This is a genomic window from Clostridium fallax, assembly GCF_900129365.1.
GTDB lineage: Bacteria > Bacillota > Clostridia > Clostridiales > Clostridiaceae > Clostridium_AH > Clostridium_AH fallax.
This window is the reverse complement of record NZ_FQVM01000012.1, coordinates 1-17,964: the sequence shown is the minus strand read 5'-3', so window position 1 is coordinate 17,964 and position 17,964 is coordinate 1. Positions and strand designations below refer to the sequence as shown.

Below are 17,964 nucleotides of genomic sequence, written 5' to 3'. Positions count from 1 at the left end.
TATATTATAATATTACATCTCTTGGTTTTTCACCTTTTTTAAAGATAATTTCTCCCTTTGAAATACTTTGAGTTGGACATACATTAGCACATAAATGACATCCTACACATTTATCTTTATTTAAAAGAGGTTTTCTATTTTCTTCATCCCATTCTATAGCTTGATGAGCTCCATCATAGCAAGAAATATAACATCTTCCACAGCCTACACAGCTTTTCTCATCAAACTTAGGATAAACAACATATCCCCTATCTAAGTCTTCTGCTGGGATTATATTTTTAATAGCTAATCCTACCATATCTTCTAACTTTTCAAATCCTCTTTCATCCATAAAATGTGATATACCACTTATCATATCTTCTACTATTCTATATCCATATTGCATTACTGCTGTAGTAACTTGTAAGTTACTTGAACCTAATAATATAAATTCTAAAGCATCTTCCCAAGTTTCTATTCCACCAATACCACTTATAGGAATATTCTTTAACTTCTCATTTTTTGCAAGTTCATATATAAATCTTAAAGCAATAGGTTTTACAGCCTTTCCTGAGTATCCTGATACAGAAGATTTTCCATTAATAATTGGTAAAGCTGTCATTTTATCAAAATCTATATCTGTAATACTTTTTATTGTATTAATAGTTGCAAGGGCATCTGCTCCCCCTTCTATAGAAGCTATTGCTGGTACTGACATATCCCCTATATTAGGAGTCATCTTCGCTAATATTGGAAGATGAGTTCCTCTTCTTACTGCCTCACAGTACTTTTTAACTAATTCAGGATTTTGACCTACATCTGATCCCATATCATGACTTGTCATTTGAGGACATGAAAAATTACACTCTATCATATCGGACCCTGCTTCTGTTACTAATCTTGCAAGATCTTCCCATTCCTTTTCATTTTGTCCCATAATTGAAGCAACAACTACCTTAGTTGGATAATTCTCTTTTAATCTTCTCAAAGCATCTAAATTATCCTCTAATGAATGCTCTGCTATTTGTTCCATATTTTTAAATCCAACAAAAGATGTTGACTCTTTTCTTAAATTTGTAAAACGAGGTGATACCTCATTAGGCTTAAAGAATCCTATTGTTTTAAATACAACTCCACCCCAACCTACATCAAAACATTTTGCACACATTTCATAACAGTTTCCAACTGGAGATGATGATAGGAAAAATGGATTTTCACATTTTACTCCACAAAATTCTATTGATAAATCTTTAGTTTTCATTATCTAGCACCTTCCTTCTCTAAATAATTAGCTATAACTTCAGCAGCTTCTTTTCCTTCTTTTAAAGCATAAACTACTGTTTTATCTCCTTCAGCTACATCACCTGAAGCAAAAATGCCTTCAATATTTGTTTTATAATTATCTGTAATAATTATTCCTTTTTCATTTACTTTTAAGTTTTCTATATTTTCTAAACTTTCTACTTCCTGTCCTATTGCAAATATAACATTGTCAGCTGGAAGCTCTATTTCAGAGTCATCAAACATACCTACTGCTTTAAATCTAGTTACCTTATTATTTTCACCAATTATTTCAGCTGGCTTAAATCCTGTAAATATAGGTATATTTAAATCTTGAAGATATTTTAAACTATCTCTTTCTGCTGGCATATTTTCAATTTTTCTTCTATATACTATTTTTACATCTTCTATTCCTAGGTTTTTAGCTGTTGTTGCACAATCAACTGCAACATCTCCTCCACCTATTACTATTACATGGTCTCCTATTTCTACTTTTCCATTAATATTAACCTCAGATAGGAAATCGGTTCCCTTTAATACTCCAGAAAGCTCAGCTCCCTTTATATCTACATTCTTACTATTTTGCATACCTACAGAAATTAATATGGCTTTAAATCCGTCCTTTTTTAAATCCCCTATTTTAATATCTTTTCCTAACTTACAATTGGTCTTAAATTCTACACCTAATTTTTTTATATAGCCAATCTCATTTTCAACAACAACTTGTGGTAATCTATCTTCTGGAATTCCGTAAGTTAGCCATCCACCTAGCTTTTCTTTGCCTTCAAAAACTGTTACTTTATATCCAAATTGAGCTAACTTTGTAGCAGCCGCTAATCCACTTGGACCTGAGCCTATAACAGCTACTTTTTCCTTTTTAGCTTCAACTTTATCTAAAACTTCCATTCCTAAAACGCTTTCATAATCAGTTAAATATCTTTGAAGCTTAGCTATTTCTATTGGTTTATCTATACCTGTTCTACTACAAGCACCTTCACAATACTTAGCTGTTGGGCATATTCTTGCACAAACTCCACCAAGTATATTATTTTCTCTTATTGTTTCCACAGCACCTTTTAAATTTCTAAAACGTAGTGAACGAATAAATTTTGCTGGATTTGTTCCTACTGGACATGCTTTAGAACATGGTGCATCATGGCATAACAAACATCTTGCTGATTCCTCTATTGCAAATGATGGCAAAATTATTTCTTCTTTAAACTTCTTCAATGATTTAACATTTCTTCCCAAAATAACCCCTCCTGTAAAAATTAATACTGTTTACGTTTACATTATATCAATAAAAAAAGCTAGTTGTCTAACGCCATTTCTTCTAATTTTATCTAAATTTCTAAATAATATCTATTTTTAAAGATTGTTGTTATTTTTTTAACAGTTTATCGCCAAAATTCTCTATTTTTCTATATACTTTAATAACTTTATTTTATAAAATTAAAAAGTATTTATATATATATCTAAAAAACTTTATTGTAGTATATAAACTTACAATAAAGTTTTTTATTATTTTATTTTATTTTTTAAATATTCAGAAGCTCTTCTACCGGCTGCAAATCCTTCTAATGTAGTATCATCTGCAAAGCTATAGGCATGAATAGTATTTCCACAAGCATATATTCCTTCTCTATTAGTTTCATAGAATTCATTTACTTTTGCGCCAAATGTTCTTTTAGATATTTCTACATTAGCTTTTTTAGCTAAATCATTTTCCGGCATCCATCCTACAGATAATAATAAACTATCACAGTGAATTTTTTCACAACTTCCATCTATTATCTCTCCCTTTTCATTTAGCTTTGCTAAAGTTACTCCTTCTATTCTTTCTTTTCCCGTTACCTCTGTAACTATTGTAGAAAATTGTACTGGAATATTGAATTGATCTACTATAGCTCTTATACCCTCTCTATTAGCTTTTAAATTAGAAGATGATTCAACTATAGCCTTGATTTTAGCCCCCTCTAAAACAAGCCTTCTTGCAATAATAAGGGAAATATCTGATGTTCCAACCATTACTACTTCTTTTCCTGGAAGATATCCATGAATATTTACAAATCTTTGAGCTGTGCCTACAGTGTAAATTCCTGCAAATTTATTTGTTGCTATATTTATGTTTCCTGTAAATTTTTCTCTACTTCCATTAGCTAAAATAATAGTTTCTCCTTTAATATCAACTATTCCTTCATCTGGATTAACATAAGTTACAATTTTATCCTTATTTAAATCTAAAACCATTGAATTTAATTTATATTCTATTTCTAATTCATTTATTCTATCCATTAATAGCTGAGCATATTCTGGCCCTGTTACTGGAGAACTTAAAACTTTTTTACCAAAACCATTATGTATACATTGGTTTAATGTTCCTCCTAAACTTTCTTCTCTTTCTAGGAGTAAAACTTTATCTATTCCATTTTCTTTAGCGGCGATAGCTGCTGCCATTCCAGCTGTTCCTCCACCTATTACCACTATATTATATTTTAACAAAATTATCACTCCACTCTTAAAAAATCTACACAATGACATTTTATCACATCACTATAATTGCTAAAAGCCTTAATTGATTTAGTAAAGCTTATTATAAATCTACTAAAACTATTTTATTTTAATAGAAAAAGTTAAATATAATTAATTATTAATTTTTTGTAGATAATATAAATATCCATTAATTTTTCTTTAAAGAAAGGAGATTTTTATATGACTAATAAAAAGAGTAAAAATAAAAAAAATAATAAAAAGCATATAAATCACAATCCAGTAATTGAAAGTGTAAAAGCTAATTTTGGAGAACCTAAAGCTAAAATATACGATCCTAATGATTTTAAAATTTAAATATTATATTATTTAGATTGTAGTATTTTAAGACTTCATAATTTAAAACCTATCATTTTTCTATAAAAATTTATAAAGGACTTATTTAATTTTTATAATAAATAAGTCCTTTATATAATCTTTTTAAATTTTTATATTTATATTTTATTATTTTCTTTAATGTATTTTTTATTTGTAAATTAAGTATTATAGCTACTTTTATAAATATAATAGTAGATTATTTTTCTTCTTTAAATATTCTAAAAAGATCTTTAAATTTTAGACGATTTCCATTATGAAGTATTGCCACTGAATATACTTTTTGTGTAAATATAATTAAAATCACTATAAATACAACAATTATAGCTAATGAAGCTAAAGTTTCACTTATTGGTATATTGTTTGAAACTAACATTGCTGGCACATAAAATGGTGATGCAAAAGGTATAAATGTTGCAAGTTTAACCATTAAAGGTGCATTACTAGATAATGCTATTATTGCTATATAAAATCCTACAACTCCTAACATTGATACTGGCATCATAGCCATATTTAAATCTTCCACTTTACTTATTGTAGATCCAGCTAAAGAATTGCATAAAGCATAAACTGTATATCCTAAAATAAAAAATAATATTATAAACAATACATCTAATGGTGATACTGATGAAAAAATAGCAGATAAGTTTATTGTAGTAGCTGAACTATTAATAAACTTTTTGACCAGTATTCCACTAACACTATATGATAATAGAGATATAATTATAATTGATAAAAACTGTATTAAAGCAAGAACTCCCATAGCCACACATTTTCCAACTATAAGTTCTGCTGGCTTTAAAGATGTTAAAAGCAGCTCCATGACTCTTGAAGTTTTTTCAGAAACTATTGAGCTAGCTACCCAATATCCATAAAAATATATAATATAAAATAATATTATTGATATTACTGTTGGAAGTATCATTTTTGCTATTTTTTCTTCTATACTGTTTTCTTTTTCACCTGCTACTATAAGTTTATTTTCAATAGGTCTTTTTATTTCTTTTATTTCATTAGGTGAGATACCTAAACTTTCTAATTTTGATGATTCTAAAACAGAATTTAAACTTGACATAAATATGTCTGCATCTTTATTTGTCACTAAATCTTTTTTAGGTGGCTTAACTAAAGTTAAAGTATAATTATTATCATTTTTATCAATTTCCACATAGACTTCACTATTTTCTGTATTCTCAATTTTTTCATTTAAAACTTTATCACTTTCTTTAGTCTCTTTAAATGTAATATCAGGGAAAATAGCTTTCATACTATCTAAAAAATTTAAATTAGAATTATTTTTATAATAAACTTCTTTTATTTTAACTTCATTTTTTATTGTTTTTTCACTTTTATTACTATTAGAGTTTATTGCAGGTATTATATTTATAAGTGATACTCCTATAAATACCATAACCATAATTATAATAGTAGATATCTTATAAGATTTAGTTTTCATAAGTTGCACTATAGTAAAATTAAATACTTTAGTAAAATTTTTTAAATTCATATTAATTACCTACCTTTTCTATAAATATTTCATGTAAGGTAGGCTCTCTAAGTTCAAACTTTATAATAGAAACTTCTCTTTTTAATAACAATTTTAAAAACTCATTAGCTTCCTTTTCATCTTTTATCTTAAATATATATTCTTCTATATTTTTATCTACAAGTGTCATATTACTCTCTTTAATAATATTTGAAATGTCACCATCACATTTTAATATAAGATTACTCCTACCATAACTTTTCTTTATATCTGATAAATTTCCTTTAAGCACAGTTTTTCCATGATCTAGTATAACTAAACTTGTACAAAATTCTTCAATAGTACTCATTTGGTGACTAGACATTATAATATATTTTTTCTTTTCTATCTCTTCTTTTATTATTTCCTTAAATAAATCTGTATTTACAGGGTCAAGTCCACTTAAAGGCTCATCTAAAATTAAAATATCAGGATCTGATATTAATGCTGCTATAAATTGAACTTTTTGTTGATTTCCCTTTGAAAGTTGCTCTGCTTTTTTGTTTTTGTGTTCAGTTATTTGAAGTTTTTCAAGCCAATAATCAATTCTTTTTTTTGCTTCCTTTTTAGATACTCCTTTAAGCTCTGCAAAATAAATTAATTGATCTATTATAGTAGATTTATTATAGATTCCCCTTTCTTCTGCAAGATACCCTGTAGAAATTTTATTTGGGCTATATTTTTCTCCATTCCAAGTAATATTTCCTCCATCTTTTTTAAGCATTCCGAGCATCATACGAATTGTAGTTGTTTTTCCCGCTCCATTAGTCCCCAATAATCCAAATACCCCTGGCTCATCCATAGCAAAGCTTAAATCATCAACTGCTATAAAATCTCCATATCTCTTTACTAAATTTGATACTTTAATAGCCATTTTTAATGTCATTCCCCCTTAAATGTTAAAAAATCATAATAATAAATATAATTTTTTAATATTATAAATCTTATTTATATAATATAATATTATATTTTATCATATAAATATCATATTTTTCCATGTATTTCTTATTAAGATTTACTTAAATACTAAGCAATATATTAAATTTACCTTATATATATTTTTTAGAATTGCTATTATAAGATTATATCCATACACAAAATAATTTTATTTAACTATTTAATATATTAAAAAATATTATAAATATATTTTTTACTTATACCACTTTATATTCTAGTAAAAATAAAAAAGAGTGATTAAATCACTCTATCTAAGTTAATTTATTTTTATAATAAATAATATAAACTAAATTTTTTAATTTAATATTATAAACCAAAAGCTTTTTTTACGTTTTTACTATAACTTCTACTTACTGGAATATCTTCATCATTTCCCTTTACCTTTATTAAATATGTACTATTTACATAAGGTAAAATTTTAGTTACATAATCTAAATTTACTATATAATTTCTATGACACCTTATAAAATTAAAGTCTTCTACCCTTTTTATTATTTGATAAAAGGTTTCTTCTATTATATATTCCTCATCCTTTGTTATTATGTAAGTATTTCCATCCTTTAAAACGAAATATAAAATTTTGTATAAATCTATTAATATTAAACTATTATTTTTTTTCACTGGTATTTTATTTACTTTTTTAATTCTTCCTATAGACTTATTATTTTCTTTTTCAAGAAGTCTATCTAAAGTCATTTCTATTCTATTTTTAGAAAAAGGCTTTAATATATAATCTTTAGCTTCTATTTCAAAAGCTTTCGTTGCATATTTATCATAAGCTGTAACAAAAACTACATTTATATCCTCACTTATTTCTTTTATCTGCTCTGCAGCAATAAATCCATTAAAATCCGGCATTGATATATCTAAAAATACCACATCAGGATTAAGTTCATTCATATCATCTATAGCAGTTTTAGCACTTGTGTACTTTCCAATTACTTCTACCTCTTCATGTTGAGTAAGCACGTACTCTAATTCATCTATGGCAATTTTTTCGTCATCGATTATAACCACTTTTAACATTTAACTATCCCCTTATTAAAAAATTGTTTTAATAGCATCTATTAAAGCTTCATCATTAAAAGGTTTTTGCATATAGAAATCAACTAACTCTAAGATATTATTATCATGTTTTATACCTGTTATTAAAAATATCTTTATTTTTTTATTCTCTTCTCTTAGTATCTTGCAAACATTTTCCCCTAAAATGTCAGGAAGCTTTGAATCAATTATTAAAACATCTATATTTTCATTTTGTATAATATCTAAAGCCTTATGTCCATTTTCTGCTTCCAGTATTTTTATCTTCTCTTCAAATTCCTCTTCAAGTATCTCTTTAATTAAAAGCCTTGAAAACTTTTCATCATCTGTTACTAAAATATTTATCATTTATATCTCCTAACTTATTCTGATATTATCTTAAATTTTATAGATATATCATCTAAATCATACTTTAAACAGTAATTACATTGTTCAGTCTGTTTTTCTACCAAACTAATAAAGTCACTTTTTAGATATAATTTATTAAAATATTTATTTAAAGATTCATTAAATATTATATCTACATCAAGTTTGACTATATTATTAATATTTCTTAAGTAAATATATATATTACTATCTAATTGCTTTAATATATTAGATCTAAATCCCAAAAAAATAATATTTGCAATTAACCCTTTAGGAATTACTATTTCATCTAAGCAATCTATGCAGACTTTAATGTCCCTATCAAACCTAATATTTTCTATATTTATATAATTTTCTACACTTTCTATCTCTTCAGAAGCTAAAATATTGTATTCTTTTTTAAATAATAGATAATTTAATATATTTGAAAAGCTAACTAATAAATCTCCTGCATTCTTAGGATCTACCCTACAATAATATTTTATTGTATTAATAGAGTTAAATATAAAATGAGCCTTATCATCTAATATTTCTATATCCTCTTTTATTTTTAAAATTCCATCATTAATTTTCTTTTCTTTCACATAAATTTTTACAACTAAAACTAATGAAATTATACTTATTATAATCAACATAGTTTTATTAAAAATCCCATTTAAAATTATTATTAAAGATGCTAAATTTAAAATTATTAAAAACCAAAGTTCTTTTTGTTTTGCACAAAAAGAACTTTTTCTATTTATGCACTTCATAATCTTCATATATTATATTTTCTTTTCCATATAAGTATTCTGGATCACCATAAATCACAGTTTTACTTTTATATGCATTTTCTTTTACATCTTTAATCTTTTCAATAATTTCCGTTGATTTTAAATCTATTTTTTCTTCATTATCTTTAACAGTATTAACTATATATTTACTTATTTTATCTCCAAACTCAATTGATGACTTTTCAATTTTATTTTTCTTAATTTTATTGTCCTTATCTAAAACATTAGAAATAGTATTAATAGCAGTTCCACTGCCTCTTATAATTATCTCCGTTGATAATCCAAGTATTTCCCCCATAAAAGTACACACTTTTCCTAATTTAATCATATTGCCTCACCTCTTAATGGTTTTACAATCTTTAATCCTTTTGAAATAATTTTAAAGTTTAATTCATTACTTTCAACTATTTCACCATCTATATTCACTATAAGTTTTTCTTTGCTAGATACTAAAATTGATTTTCCTTTTAAATAATCTATTTCTTCAACAGAATATGTATGTTCACCTTTAATTACTTTTTTTAAACTTTTTAACAACTTAAAAATTGATACTTGTTTTATAAGATAAATTTCAAATAATCCATCATCAATTTTAGCAAAAGGTGCTATAGGTATTCCCCCTCCGTAATATTTCCCATTAGCTACTGCTAAAAGTAAGATTCTGTCTTTTATTAATTTATCGTCAATTTTTATTTCTATATTTATAGGCTTAAATTTAAATATTGTAGTTATAATGGATATAAAATATGCCATAGGTCCTGATATAAATTTTTTCTTTTTATAAAATTTAGAATTATTAACTACATTAGCATCAAATCCTATAGATGAAATATTTACAAAGAATCTAGTATTTACCTTGGCTAAATCTATAATTTTATCTTCTCCATTTATAGTATTAAATAATATATTATCATCATCTAAATTTTTAACTATTGTTCTTATAAAATCATTTCCAGAACCAGCTGGAATTATTGCCAAACTACTATTAGAATTAATTATACCATTTAAAATTTCATTTAATGTCCCATCTCCACCTATAGAATATACTCTATACTGTGATTTTTTAGTATATTCTTTAACTATCTCTGTAGCATGACCTTTATATTTTGTTATTTCTATAATATATTTTTCATCTCTTTCATTAAATATTTCTTTTATATTTTCTACATATTTTAATGTTTTTCCTTTACCTGCCATTGGATTTATAATAAATAAGTGATTCATAAATGTCTAAATTCTCCTAAACTTATTAAAACTTGTTTAAAATTATAATAATATAATAATATTTTTTATTCAATTGATTAAAATAAAAAACTCTCTAGTAAACATTGTCAAAATACATACTAAAGAGTTCTTTATATTATGAAACATAAAATTATAATATTATTTTATAATTTTATTGTATTACTAGCATTATTCATAACTTCCACGATAGTATACATATTAGTTATTTCACCAATTGCAAGCTTATCTTTTAATCCATAAAAATCTAGGCAAGTACCACAACATAATATTTCTACACCTTTTTCTTTTAATGTGTTTAATGATTCTACTGTTTCTTCTCCTTCAATTGCTAATTTTACCCCTCCATTAACCATTAAAAGATGTGTAGGTAATTTATCACTTTCAGAAAGAGCATATAAATAGCTTTTCATTAAAGTTGTTCCTAACTTATCATCACCACTTCCAAACTTATCAGATCCTAATAAAACAATAAAATTGTTTTTGTTATTATTTTTTTCTTCTGCTTCACCATTTTTTTCTAATTGTATTTTAAAAATTCCATTTTCCTCAATAACACTAGATTTCAAACCATTAGATGATGCTAACTTTAATACATTATTCTTTGCTATCTCATTATCTACTAATACTTCTGCCTTACCTTTCTCAATTGAAGTGAAATACTTTTTAGTGTTAATAACTGGTTGAGGACAAGCCAATCCTCTGCAATCTATTATATCCATAACACTTCCCCCTTTATTTAATAAAATATTATACTATTTAAATTATAACACCATATTACAATTATTAATACACTCTATAGATATTAACTATTATTAATCTTCTTTTTTAATTGTTATTGATTTTCAATTCGTTTGATTTATTTTTTAGATTATAATATAATTTAAACCATCAAATTAATATACTAAATAAAATGGAGGTACTTCTATGGACATAAAAGGTAGTTTAAGCAAAATGTCTAATTTTATAACACAAAAATTAGATAAAAATGCTTTACTTAGAACAGGATTTTTATTGCTTACACTAATATCCTTAACCTTAAAAAGTATTTATTTTCTTGGATTTTCCCTAAGTAAAAGTGCTTATAATTTTAATTTCTATTTAGGTTATGAAAATGCTAAACCTTATTTACTATTTTATATAGCTTTTATAGGATTATTTTTAAGCTTTTATTTTCTTTTTAAAGGTAAAGGTAGATATATATATTTGCTTATTATAAATATAGTTATTACATTCCTTATAATAGTGGATATTTGGTATTTTAGAGGCTTTTATACTATGCCTTCTATATTAATAGTAACTCAGACTGCAAATCTTGATAATATGAGTGGTGCTATTTTTTCAATGATTAGTAGTTTTGACTTCTTATTTATAATAGATTTTATAATTTTAATTATTTATCTAGTTATATTTAGGAAAGCATTTAAAAAAGTAAAAACAAATTTTATTGGCTTTATAGTAACTTTTTTACTTTGTTTAGTATACGTTGGATATATTCCCTTCAATTTATATGTCTTAAAGAATGAAAACGTACAAAATGGGTGGTTATTTGGAAACTATGATCCAACTGATACTGCTAAATTCTTTTCACCAGTTGGATATCATATAATAGATGCAATAAGCGTTTATAAAGATTCAAAACCTCTTAATTTAACTGAACAGGATAAAAAAGAAATAGATAAATATTATGAATTAAAAAATGAAAATTTACCGGATAATGAGTATAAAGGTATCTTTAAAGGTAAAAATTTAATTGTACTTCAAGTAGAATCTTTAGAAAGCTTTGTTATAGGACAATCTGTTCAAGGACAAGAAATTACTCCAAATATAAATAGAATTTTAAAGAATTCTCTTTATTTTCCTAATATTTTTGAGCAGGTTAATGAAGGTACAAGCTCCGACTCAGATTTAATGGTTCATACTTCAATGTTTCCAATTACAAAGGGTAGTACTTTCTTTAGATATCCAAATACAACCTATAACTCATCACCTAAAATATTAGCAAAGGAAGGATATACATCTGCTGCTATGCATCCTGATAAAGGTAGTTTTTGGAATGTAGCTAATGCATTAAAAGGTGGAATAGGATTTGAACAATTCTACGATTCTCATGATTGTGTACAAGATGAAATAATCGGTCTTGGATTAAGTGATAGAAGCTTTTTAAAGCAATCTGCTGAAAGAATGAAAACTTTAAAGCAACCTTTCTATAGTTTTGTTGTAACTTTAACTAGCCATGGTCCTTTTGATTTACCAGAAGAATATAATGAATTAAAGCTTACTGGTGAATTGAATGATAATGTCTTAGGTGGTTATTTTAAAAGCATAAATTATACTGATAAACAAATAGGAATGTTTTTAGATATGTTAGACAAAGAAGGTCTTTTAGATAATACAGTTGTAGCAATTGAAGGAGATCATACAGGAGTTCATAAATATTATAATGATAAAGTAGAAACTTTAAAAAATCCTGAATCTTGGTGGTTAGATGATGGTAATCATGTTGTTCCTTTAATTATTTATTCAAAAGACTTAAATGAAGGTAAAAAATTTGACGTAATAGGTGGTCAAATTGATATAATGCCAACTTTACTTTACTCCTTAGGAATAAATAATGATGAATACTTTAATACAGCCTTAGGTAGACCTCTTTTAAATACAAACCGTTCTTTTGCTATTGTAAAAGGAAAGTTTAAGGGAACTCCACCAGTACCAGAAGCGGATCAAAAAAGTTTCCTTGAAATCAATGAACTATCTGAAAAAATGATAAAATCTAACTACTTTAAAAATGTTAGAGGTATGAATTAACATAAAAGTAACTATTAAATTTATTGTTCTTCTTTCAAAAAATACTATAAAATCAATATAATAAAAAGGAAGTGAATAATTATAATTCACTTCCTTTTTAAAGTTAAAATATTTATACAGTTTATATTAATTGTTATTAATAAAAAATTTATTCCATCTATCTACAAAATCTCCATTAGCCCATTCTGCCATAATAATACTCTCATCCTTATTAAGCTTTATTTTACTTAAAGGTTCTCCTGTTATCTTTCCTTTTAATATCTGATATATATATATATATTCTTTATTAGCAATTAATATTATTCTTCCATTAGGAGAAGTATATGCATCTATTGCTGATGGAAGGATATCCTTAATAGTATTCCAAGTAACATATAGCCTATCGTAATTTACTAACTTTTTAGGTGGTAGATATTCTATGTTAAAATCTCTCTGTTCATTATCTAACCCTTCAGCCTTCCCTTTTAAAATCCAATGTCCATTCTTCCTAATCATTGTATAATTTTCATAGTTTAAATTATCATTATTAAATTTTACCTTTTGCTCTTCGGGAAGTAAATTTATTGATAAGTCATAAGAATCTTTAAAAGCCTTTTTCGCATTGTCTCCTAATAAAGTTCCTATATCAATTCCATTACTAACCTGAAGATTATCTACAGGTAGCATTTTATAAGAGTTATATTTTCCTTTAAAGTCATCTCCTGTATAATATTCTGTAGCTATATAGTCATTTCCAACAAACATAATTTCTTCATAATGATTTATGTTTTCTTTATTATTAAATTCATTATTATATTTATTTTCACCATTCTTTTTTTCTTTAGCTTCTGGAAATTCATATAACTTTCCATCCTTTTTATTTTCCTCTACTTTTACTTCCCAAAATCCTTTCATTCTAGGTAATAAAATATTTTCTCTCTCATGTATATCATTAAGCTTTCCATTAGAAAAAGAAATCCATAAAGTTCTATATTTAACATTAGAATAAGTGCCATCTTCATTTACAGTTCTTGGTGTTTTTAACCCTAAGTATAATCCTGTAGGCATATCATAAGATGTGTCTACTACTTTATCCTGTTCCTTTACATCATTATTTATTTTATTGGTATCAGCTTTTTCACTTTCATTAGATACTTTTTTTACCCAATAAATAACTCCATTATAAAATAAGTAACCTTCTTTGTCGTTACTTAAAACTAATTCGCAAAATCCATTACCAGAATCAGAAATTAAAACTGCCTCTACCTCTTTATCTTCTATATTATATTTATTTATATCAGCCTTATATTCATGTAAAAAATAATACTTAGAATTTACTACCTTTAGTTTATATTTAGGCATTGTAAAATAAATTTCACCAATTCTCACCACATCTTCTCCAAAGGATACATTACTATTAATTAGTTTATCTGACTCTTTTTTATCTGCAATTCTTTCATCAATTATTTGATATTTATATATATTCCAAATCCCTGTTATAGCATTGTTTTTTACTTCAGGAGGTACTATTTTTCTTCCGGTATCTTCTATCTTTTTACATCCAATTAGATTTATAAAAGTAAAAATTATTATAATACTGATGATAAATATTCCCTTTAACTTTTTTATCATATTTTATCTAACCTCTATTCTTTGTTATAGGTAGCATAACTATAACTTCTGTTCCTTGATTTATAACACTTTTTATTTTAAAATTACCATTATGATATTTAATAATTTCATCACAAATAGATAATCCTATACCATTTTGAGATTTTGAATTTTTACCCTTATAAAACTTTTCTTTTACCTTTGGTAATTCTTCCTCTGAAATACCACATCCATTATCTTTTATTACTATATTTATATAATTATCATTCTTATAAACCTTAAAAAAAACAGCTCCATTTTCCTCTGTAAATTTAAAAGCATTATCTAATATATTGATAAATACTTGCTTTAATCTATCACCATCACCAGTTATATTAGGTAAATTTTCTTCAAATTCTACCTTAAAACTAATTTTTTCTCTTTCAGCTCTTAATGAAAAATATACATTTATATATTGAAGTAATTCATTTAAGTTAATTTCTTCATCTTTAAACTGTATTTTGCCAGATATAAGCTTTGAAAAATCTAGTAATTCTTCAACCATCGCTGCTAATCTATCAGTTTCTTTTTCAATTATATCAAATCCAGTTTTAAGCATTTCTTTATCTGTAAAATCATTATTTAAAGTTATAGCCCATCCTTTTATAGCTGTTAAAGGGGTTCTTAATTCATGTGATACAGATGATATAAACTCATTTTTTAAATTCTCTCTTTTTAATATTTCCTCAGCCATATAATCTAGAGTTTCTGCTAATTTACCTATTTCATCTTCTTTAAATTTATGATTTGTTCTAACAGTTAAATCTCCCTTAGCCATCTTTTCTGCTACTTTAGTAACAGATTTTATAGGATTTATTATTCCCTTAGCTAGAAAATAACTTAACATTATACTTATAATCATTACCATAATGCCTATTATAGTAAAGACTATAGTTATGCTTCTTACAGATTTATTTACCTCTTTTAAAGATGTAATATACCTTAAAACTCCAACTACTTTATCTCCAGATTTTAAAGGATATGCTACAGATAATACTTCATTGCTATCATAACTAACCTTTCCAATCCATCTTCCCTGTTGTGCCTTTAAGGCCTTTTTTACATCTGAAGTTTCTACAAAATCATTCTCTTTAACACCTAAAGAATCTAATAACAGTTTACCGTGAGAGTCAATTATTTGAACTTGAGCATTAGTTTGCTTCCAAAATACATCTACATTATCATAAATATTTTCAACTAATGATGATGATGAAAAATATCTATCATAAAAATTGGCTGATACTTTAATTTGATTTACTAACAATGCTTCAGTACTATCATAAAAATATCTTTGAATAAATATTATAAATAACACTTCTAAAAGCATTATTGTAGAAAAAATTATAAGCAAAAAATTAATAATTAATTTTGTTTTTATGCTCTTCATTCTCCAACCTATTTTCTCCATCTATACCCTGTTCCCCAAACTGTTTCTATATATTTTGGTTCTGATGCATTATCCTCTATCTTAGCTCTAAGTCTTCTTATATTAACATCTACAATTTTAGGATCTCCAAAAAAATCTATTCCCCATACTAAGTTTAAGAGTTCATCTCTACTAAAAGCCTTCCCTGGATTCTCCATAAATATCTTCATAAGTAAAAATTCCTTTGGCGTAACATCTATTTCAGTATCATTTTTATATAATAATTGAGAGTATAAATCTAATATAAATTTTCCATTCTCTATTTTATTATTATCGCCATTTATTCCATCAATTCTTCTTAGTAAAGCCTTAACTCTTAAAGTAACCTCTATAGGATTGAATGGTTTTATAACATAATCATCTGCCCCATATTCAAGTCCCATTATTTTGTCCATATCTTGACCCTTAGCTGTAAGCATTATTATTCCCATTTTAGGAAATTCCTTTCTAAGCCTTTCACAGACTTGAAATCCATCTATTCCTGGAAGCATAATATCTAAAATAGCTACATCTGGTTTTTCCAATAAAGCTTTTCTTATACCATCTTCTCCATTATCAGACTCAATTACAATAAAATTATTTCTTTCAAAATTTATTTTTAAAAAAGCTCTTATGCTATCTTCATCTTCTACTAATAATATCTTGCTCATAAGTATAAATACCTCCTATTTATAAAATGAAAGTTATTAAAACTAGCATCACCTTATATTTTATAATATAAAATTAGAGAAGTTAATAGTTTATTTTACCTCTATTAACTTCTCTTCATTGTCTATTTTTTATTTTAAAGTTTTAAATTCATATCCTAAAGATTTTAAATAATTTATTACATCTTGAAGAGCTTCTGCTGTAGTTTCTTTACCATAAGTATCATGCATTAAAACTACTAATCTATCAGGCTCTCCGTTTTTTTCATTTACTTCAGTCTTAACTCTCTCTGCTAATTGTACAGGTGTTCTTTTTTTGCCTTCTGCATCCCCTGTTAAAGAGTTCCAATCAATATATAAATATCCCTTTTCCTTAAGAACCTTATCTACTTCTTTAGTTCCTTTCCAAGACATATGACCTCCTGGAAATCTAATAACTCTTGAATGGAAGTTTTCTCCTAAAACATCTCTCATCATTTGATCATTTTTCTCTACTTCGCCCATGAAATTTTCTACATTAACTACTCTTCCTGGATATAATTTTTTATAATTATGAGTTACTGTATGATTTGCTATTGCATGTCCTTCTTTAATAGTTCTTTTTAAAAGCTCTTTAGATTCATCTCTATCTAAAGAATTTCCTACAATAAAGAAAGTTCCCTTAATTTCATTTTCTTTTAATATATCTAAAATCTTCGGTGTAACAGTAGTAGATGGACCATCATCAAAAGTTAAAAATGCTATTTTCTTTCCGTCTACTTTATATTTACCTTTTGTTAATACATCTTCTACTTCTGTTGCATCATAAGCATACTTATCCCCTTCAACAGTAACATTAGAACCTTTTATTATTTCATCAGGTTTTGGTTCCTCTTTTTTTATATTCTCTGCAGCTAAATTCTCTTCTTGAGATTTTTTTTCTACAGTTTGTATATCTTTCTTATTTTTATTTATAGCAAATTTTGCTACACCAAATATAGCTACTAAAATTAAAAAACAAAGCACTATTAAAGTTCTTCTTTTTCTATTTCTTTGCCTTATATATGTATTCTTTTTCTTATTCATTATTTACCTCCCTAAAGCTTGTCTCACATATTAATAATATGTCATTTAATTTCATAATTTGTTACAAAAACATAAAATTTATATGGAAAATTAATAACATAATTAAATTATATAAATATATAAAAAAACACCAGTAAAAATTACTGATGCAAATATCAAATTGGCTCCGCAGAGAGGATTCGAACCTCCAACCTATCGGTTAACAGCCGAGTGCTCCACCATTGAGCTACTGCGGAATATATTTAGTTCAGAGTGTTCTCTGAAAATTGCACATAAGTTTTATTGGTCAAGCCCTCGATCTATTAGTATCAGTCAACTGAACATGTTACCATGCTTACATCTCTGACCTATCAACCT

General features: G+C 25.8%; 17 protein-coding genes and 1 tRNA gene. 2 read left to right on the top strand and 16 right to left on the bottom strand.

Translation table 11 applies throughout. The annotated features are described in order from the left end of the window. Positions 1 to 4: 4 nt before the first annotated feature. The 3 genes from preA to BUA70_RS07355 all read right to left on the bottom strand — a co-directional run bounded on the left by preA (position 5) and on the right by BUA70_RS07355 (position 3,771). A complete protein-coding gene (gene preA, locus BUA70_RS07365) occupies positions 5 to 1,240 on the bottom strand; it encodes an NAD-dependent dihydropyrimidine dehydrogenase subunit PreA (protein WP_072895664.1) in 1,236 nt (411 codons plus the stop codon). Then, a complete protein-coding gene (locus BUA70_RS07360; protein ID WP_072895658.1) occupies positions 1,240 to 2,511 on the bottom strand; it encodes an NAD(P)-dependent oxidoreductase in 1,272 nt (423 codons plus the stop codon). The genes preA and BUA70_RS07360 overlap by 1 nt, the downstream gene beginning before the upstream one ends. Before the next feature lie 270 nt (positions 2,512 to 2,781). Continuing rightward, entirely contained in the window at positions 2,782 to 3,771 is a 990-nt protein-coding gene (locus tag BUA70_RS07355) for an NAD(P)/FAD-dependent oxidoreductase (RefSeq protein ID WP_242977336.1), read from the bottom strand. A 201-nt stretch (positions 3,772 to 3,972) separates the two neighbouring features. Between BUA70_RS07355 and BUA70_RS13290 the strand changes: the two genes are divergently transcribed. Next, positions 3,973 to 4,107: a CPC_1213 family protein gene (locus tag BUA70_RS13290; RefSeq protein WP_278337197.1), complete on the top strand. Its 135-nt coding sequence runs from the start codon at positions 3,973 to 3,975 to the stop codon at positions 4,105 to 4,107. A 217-nt stretch (positions 4,108 to 4,324) separates the two neighbouring features. Here BUA70_RS13290 and BUA70_RS07350 read toward each other — a convergent pair whose 3' ends face one another. The 8 genes from BUA70_RS07350 to yedF all read right to left on the bottom strand — a co-directional run bounded on the left by BUA70_RS07350 (position 4,325) and on the right by yedF (position 10,754). After that, positions 4,325 to 5,632 carry an ABC transporter permease gene (locus BUA70_RS07350; RefSeq protein WP_072895650.1) on the bottom strand — a complete coding sequence of 436 codons (1,308 nt, stop codon included), beginning with the start codon at positions 5,630 to 5,632 and terminating at the stop codon, positions 4,325 to 4,327. Position 5,633: 1 nt separating this feature from the next. Continuing rightward, positions 5,634 to 6,524, bottom strand: coding sequence for an ABC transporter ATP-binding protein (locus tag BUA70_RS07345; RefSeq protein ID WP_072895647.1), 891 nt, complete (start codon positions 6,522 to 6,524; stop codon positions 5,634 to 5,636). Between the two features lie 389 nt (positions 6,525 to 6,913). Further along, complete coding sequence (locus BUA70_RS07340) at positions 6,914 to 7,633, bottom strand: LytR/AlgR family response regulator transcription factor (protein ID WP_072895643.1); 720 nt, start codon at positions 7,631 to 7,633, stop codon at positions 6,914 to 6,916. Between the two features lie 15 nt (positions 7,634 to 7,648). Beyond that, a complete protein-coding gene (locus BUA70_RS07335) occupies positions 7,649 to 7,999 on the bottom strand; it encodes a response regulator (protein ID WP_072895641.1) in 351 nt (116 codons plus the stop codon). A 14-nt stretch (positions 8,000 to 8,013) separates the two neighbouring features. Continuing rightward, positions 8,014 to 8,778, bottom strand: a complete 765-nt coding sequence (locus BUA70_RS07330) for a histidine kinase (protein WP_072895638.1) — start codon at positions 8,776 to 8,778, stop codon at positions 8,014 to 8,016. Further along, positions 8,753 to 9,118 carry a hypothetical protein gene (locus BUA70_RS07325; protein ID WP_072895634.1) on the bottom strand — a complete coding sequence of 122 codons (366 nt, stop codon included), beginning with the start codon at positions 9,116 to 9,118 and terminating at the stop codon, positions 8,753 to 8,755. Before BUA70_RS07325 ends, BUA70_RS07330 begins: the two co-directional genes overlap by 26 nt. Next, positions 9,115 to 10,014: a diacylglycerol/lipid kinase family protein gene (locus BUA70_RS07320; RefSeq protein WP_072895631.1), complete on the bottom strand. Its 900-nt coding sequence runs from the start codon at positions 10,012 to 10,014 to the stop codon at positions 9,115 to 9,117. Before BUA70_RS07320 ends, BUA70_RS07325 begins: the two co-directional genes overlap by 4 nt. 164 nt (positions 10,015 to 10,178) lie before the next feature. Continuing rightward, the gene (gene yedF / locus BUA70_RS07315) at positions 10,179 to 10,754 is read right to left on the bottom strand and encodes a sulfurtransferase-like selenium metabolism protein YedF (RefSeq protein ID WP_072895627.1); all 576 of its coding nucleotides are present in this window, start codon (positions 10,752 to 10,754) and stop codon (positions 10,179 to 10,181) included. A gap of 205 nt (positions 10,755 to 10,959) precedes the next feature. Between yedF and BUA70_RS07310 the strand changes: the two genes are divergently transcribed. Next, complete coding sequence (locus BUA70_RS07310; protein ID WP_072895624.1) at positions 10,960 to 12,840, top strand: LTA synthase family protein; 1,881 nt, start codon at positions 10,960 to 10,962, stop codon at positions 12,838 to 12,840. Positions 12,841 to 12,966: 126 nt separating this feature from the next. On the opposite strand, the gene BUA70_RS07305 is transcribed toward BUA70_RS07310, so the two are convergent. The 5 genes from BUA70_RS07305 to BUA70_RS07285 form a co-directional block, all read right to left on the bottom strand. After that, positions 12,967 to 14,451 (bottom strand): hypothetical protein, encoded by a 1,485-nt coding sequence (locus BUA70_RS07305; RefSeq protein WP_072895620.1) that lies wholly within the window; start codon positions 14,449 to 14,451, stop codon positions 12,967 to 12,969. A 7-nt stretch (positions 14,452 to 14,458) separates the two neighbouring features. Continuing rightward, positions 14,459 to 15,856: a sensor histidine kinase gene (locus BUA70_RS07300; RefSeq protein ID WP_072895835.1), complete on the bottom strand. Its 1,398-nt coding sequence runs from the start codon at positions 15,854 to 15,856 to the stop codon at positions 14,459 to 14,461. An 8-nt stretch (positions 15,857 to 15,864) separates the two neighbouring features. After that, a complete protein-coding gene (locus BUA70_RS07295; RefSeq protein WP_072895617.1) occupies positions 15,865 to 16,545 on the bottom strand; it encodes a response regulator transcription factor in 681 nt (226 codons plus the stop codon). A 129-nt stretch (positions 16,546 to 16,674) separates the two neighbouring features. Further along, complete coding sequence (locus BUA70_RS07290; RefSeq protein ID WP_083573484.1) at positions 16,675 to 17,607, bottom strand: polysaccharide deacetylase family protein; 933 nt, start codon at positions 17,605 to 17,607, stop codon at positions 16,675 to 16,677. Between the two features lie 161 nt (positions 17,608 to 17,768). After that, positions 17,769 to 17,843, bottom strand: a tRNA-Asn gene (locus BUA70_RS07285). Between the last annotated feature and the right edge of the window lie 121 nt (positions 17,844 to 17,964).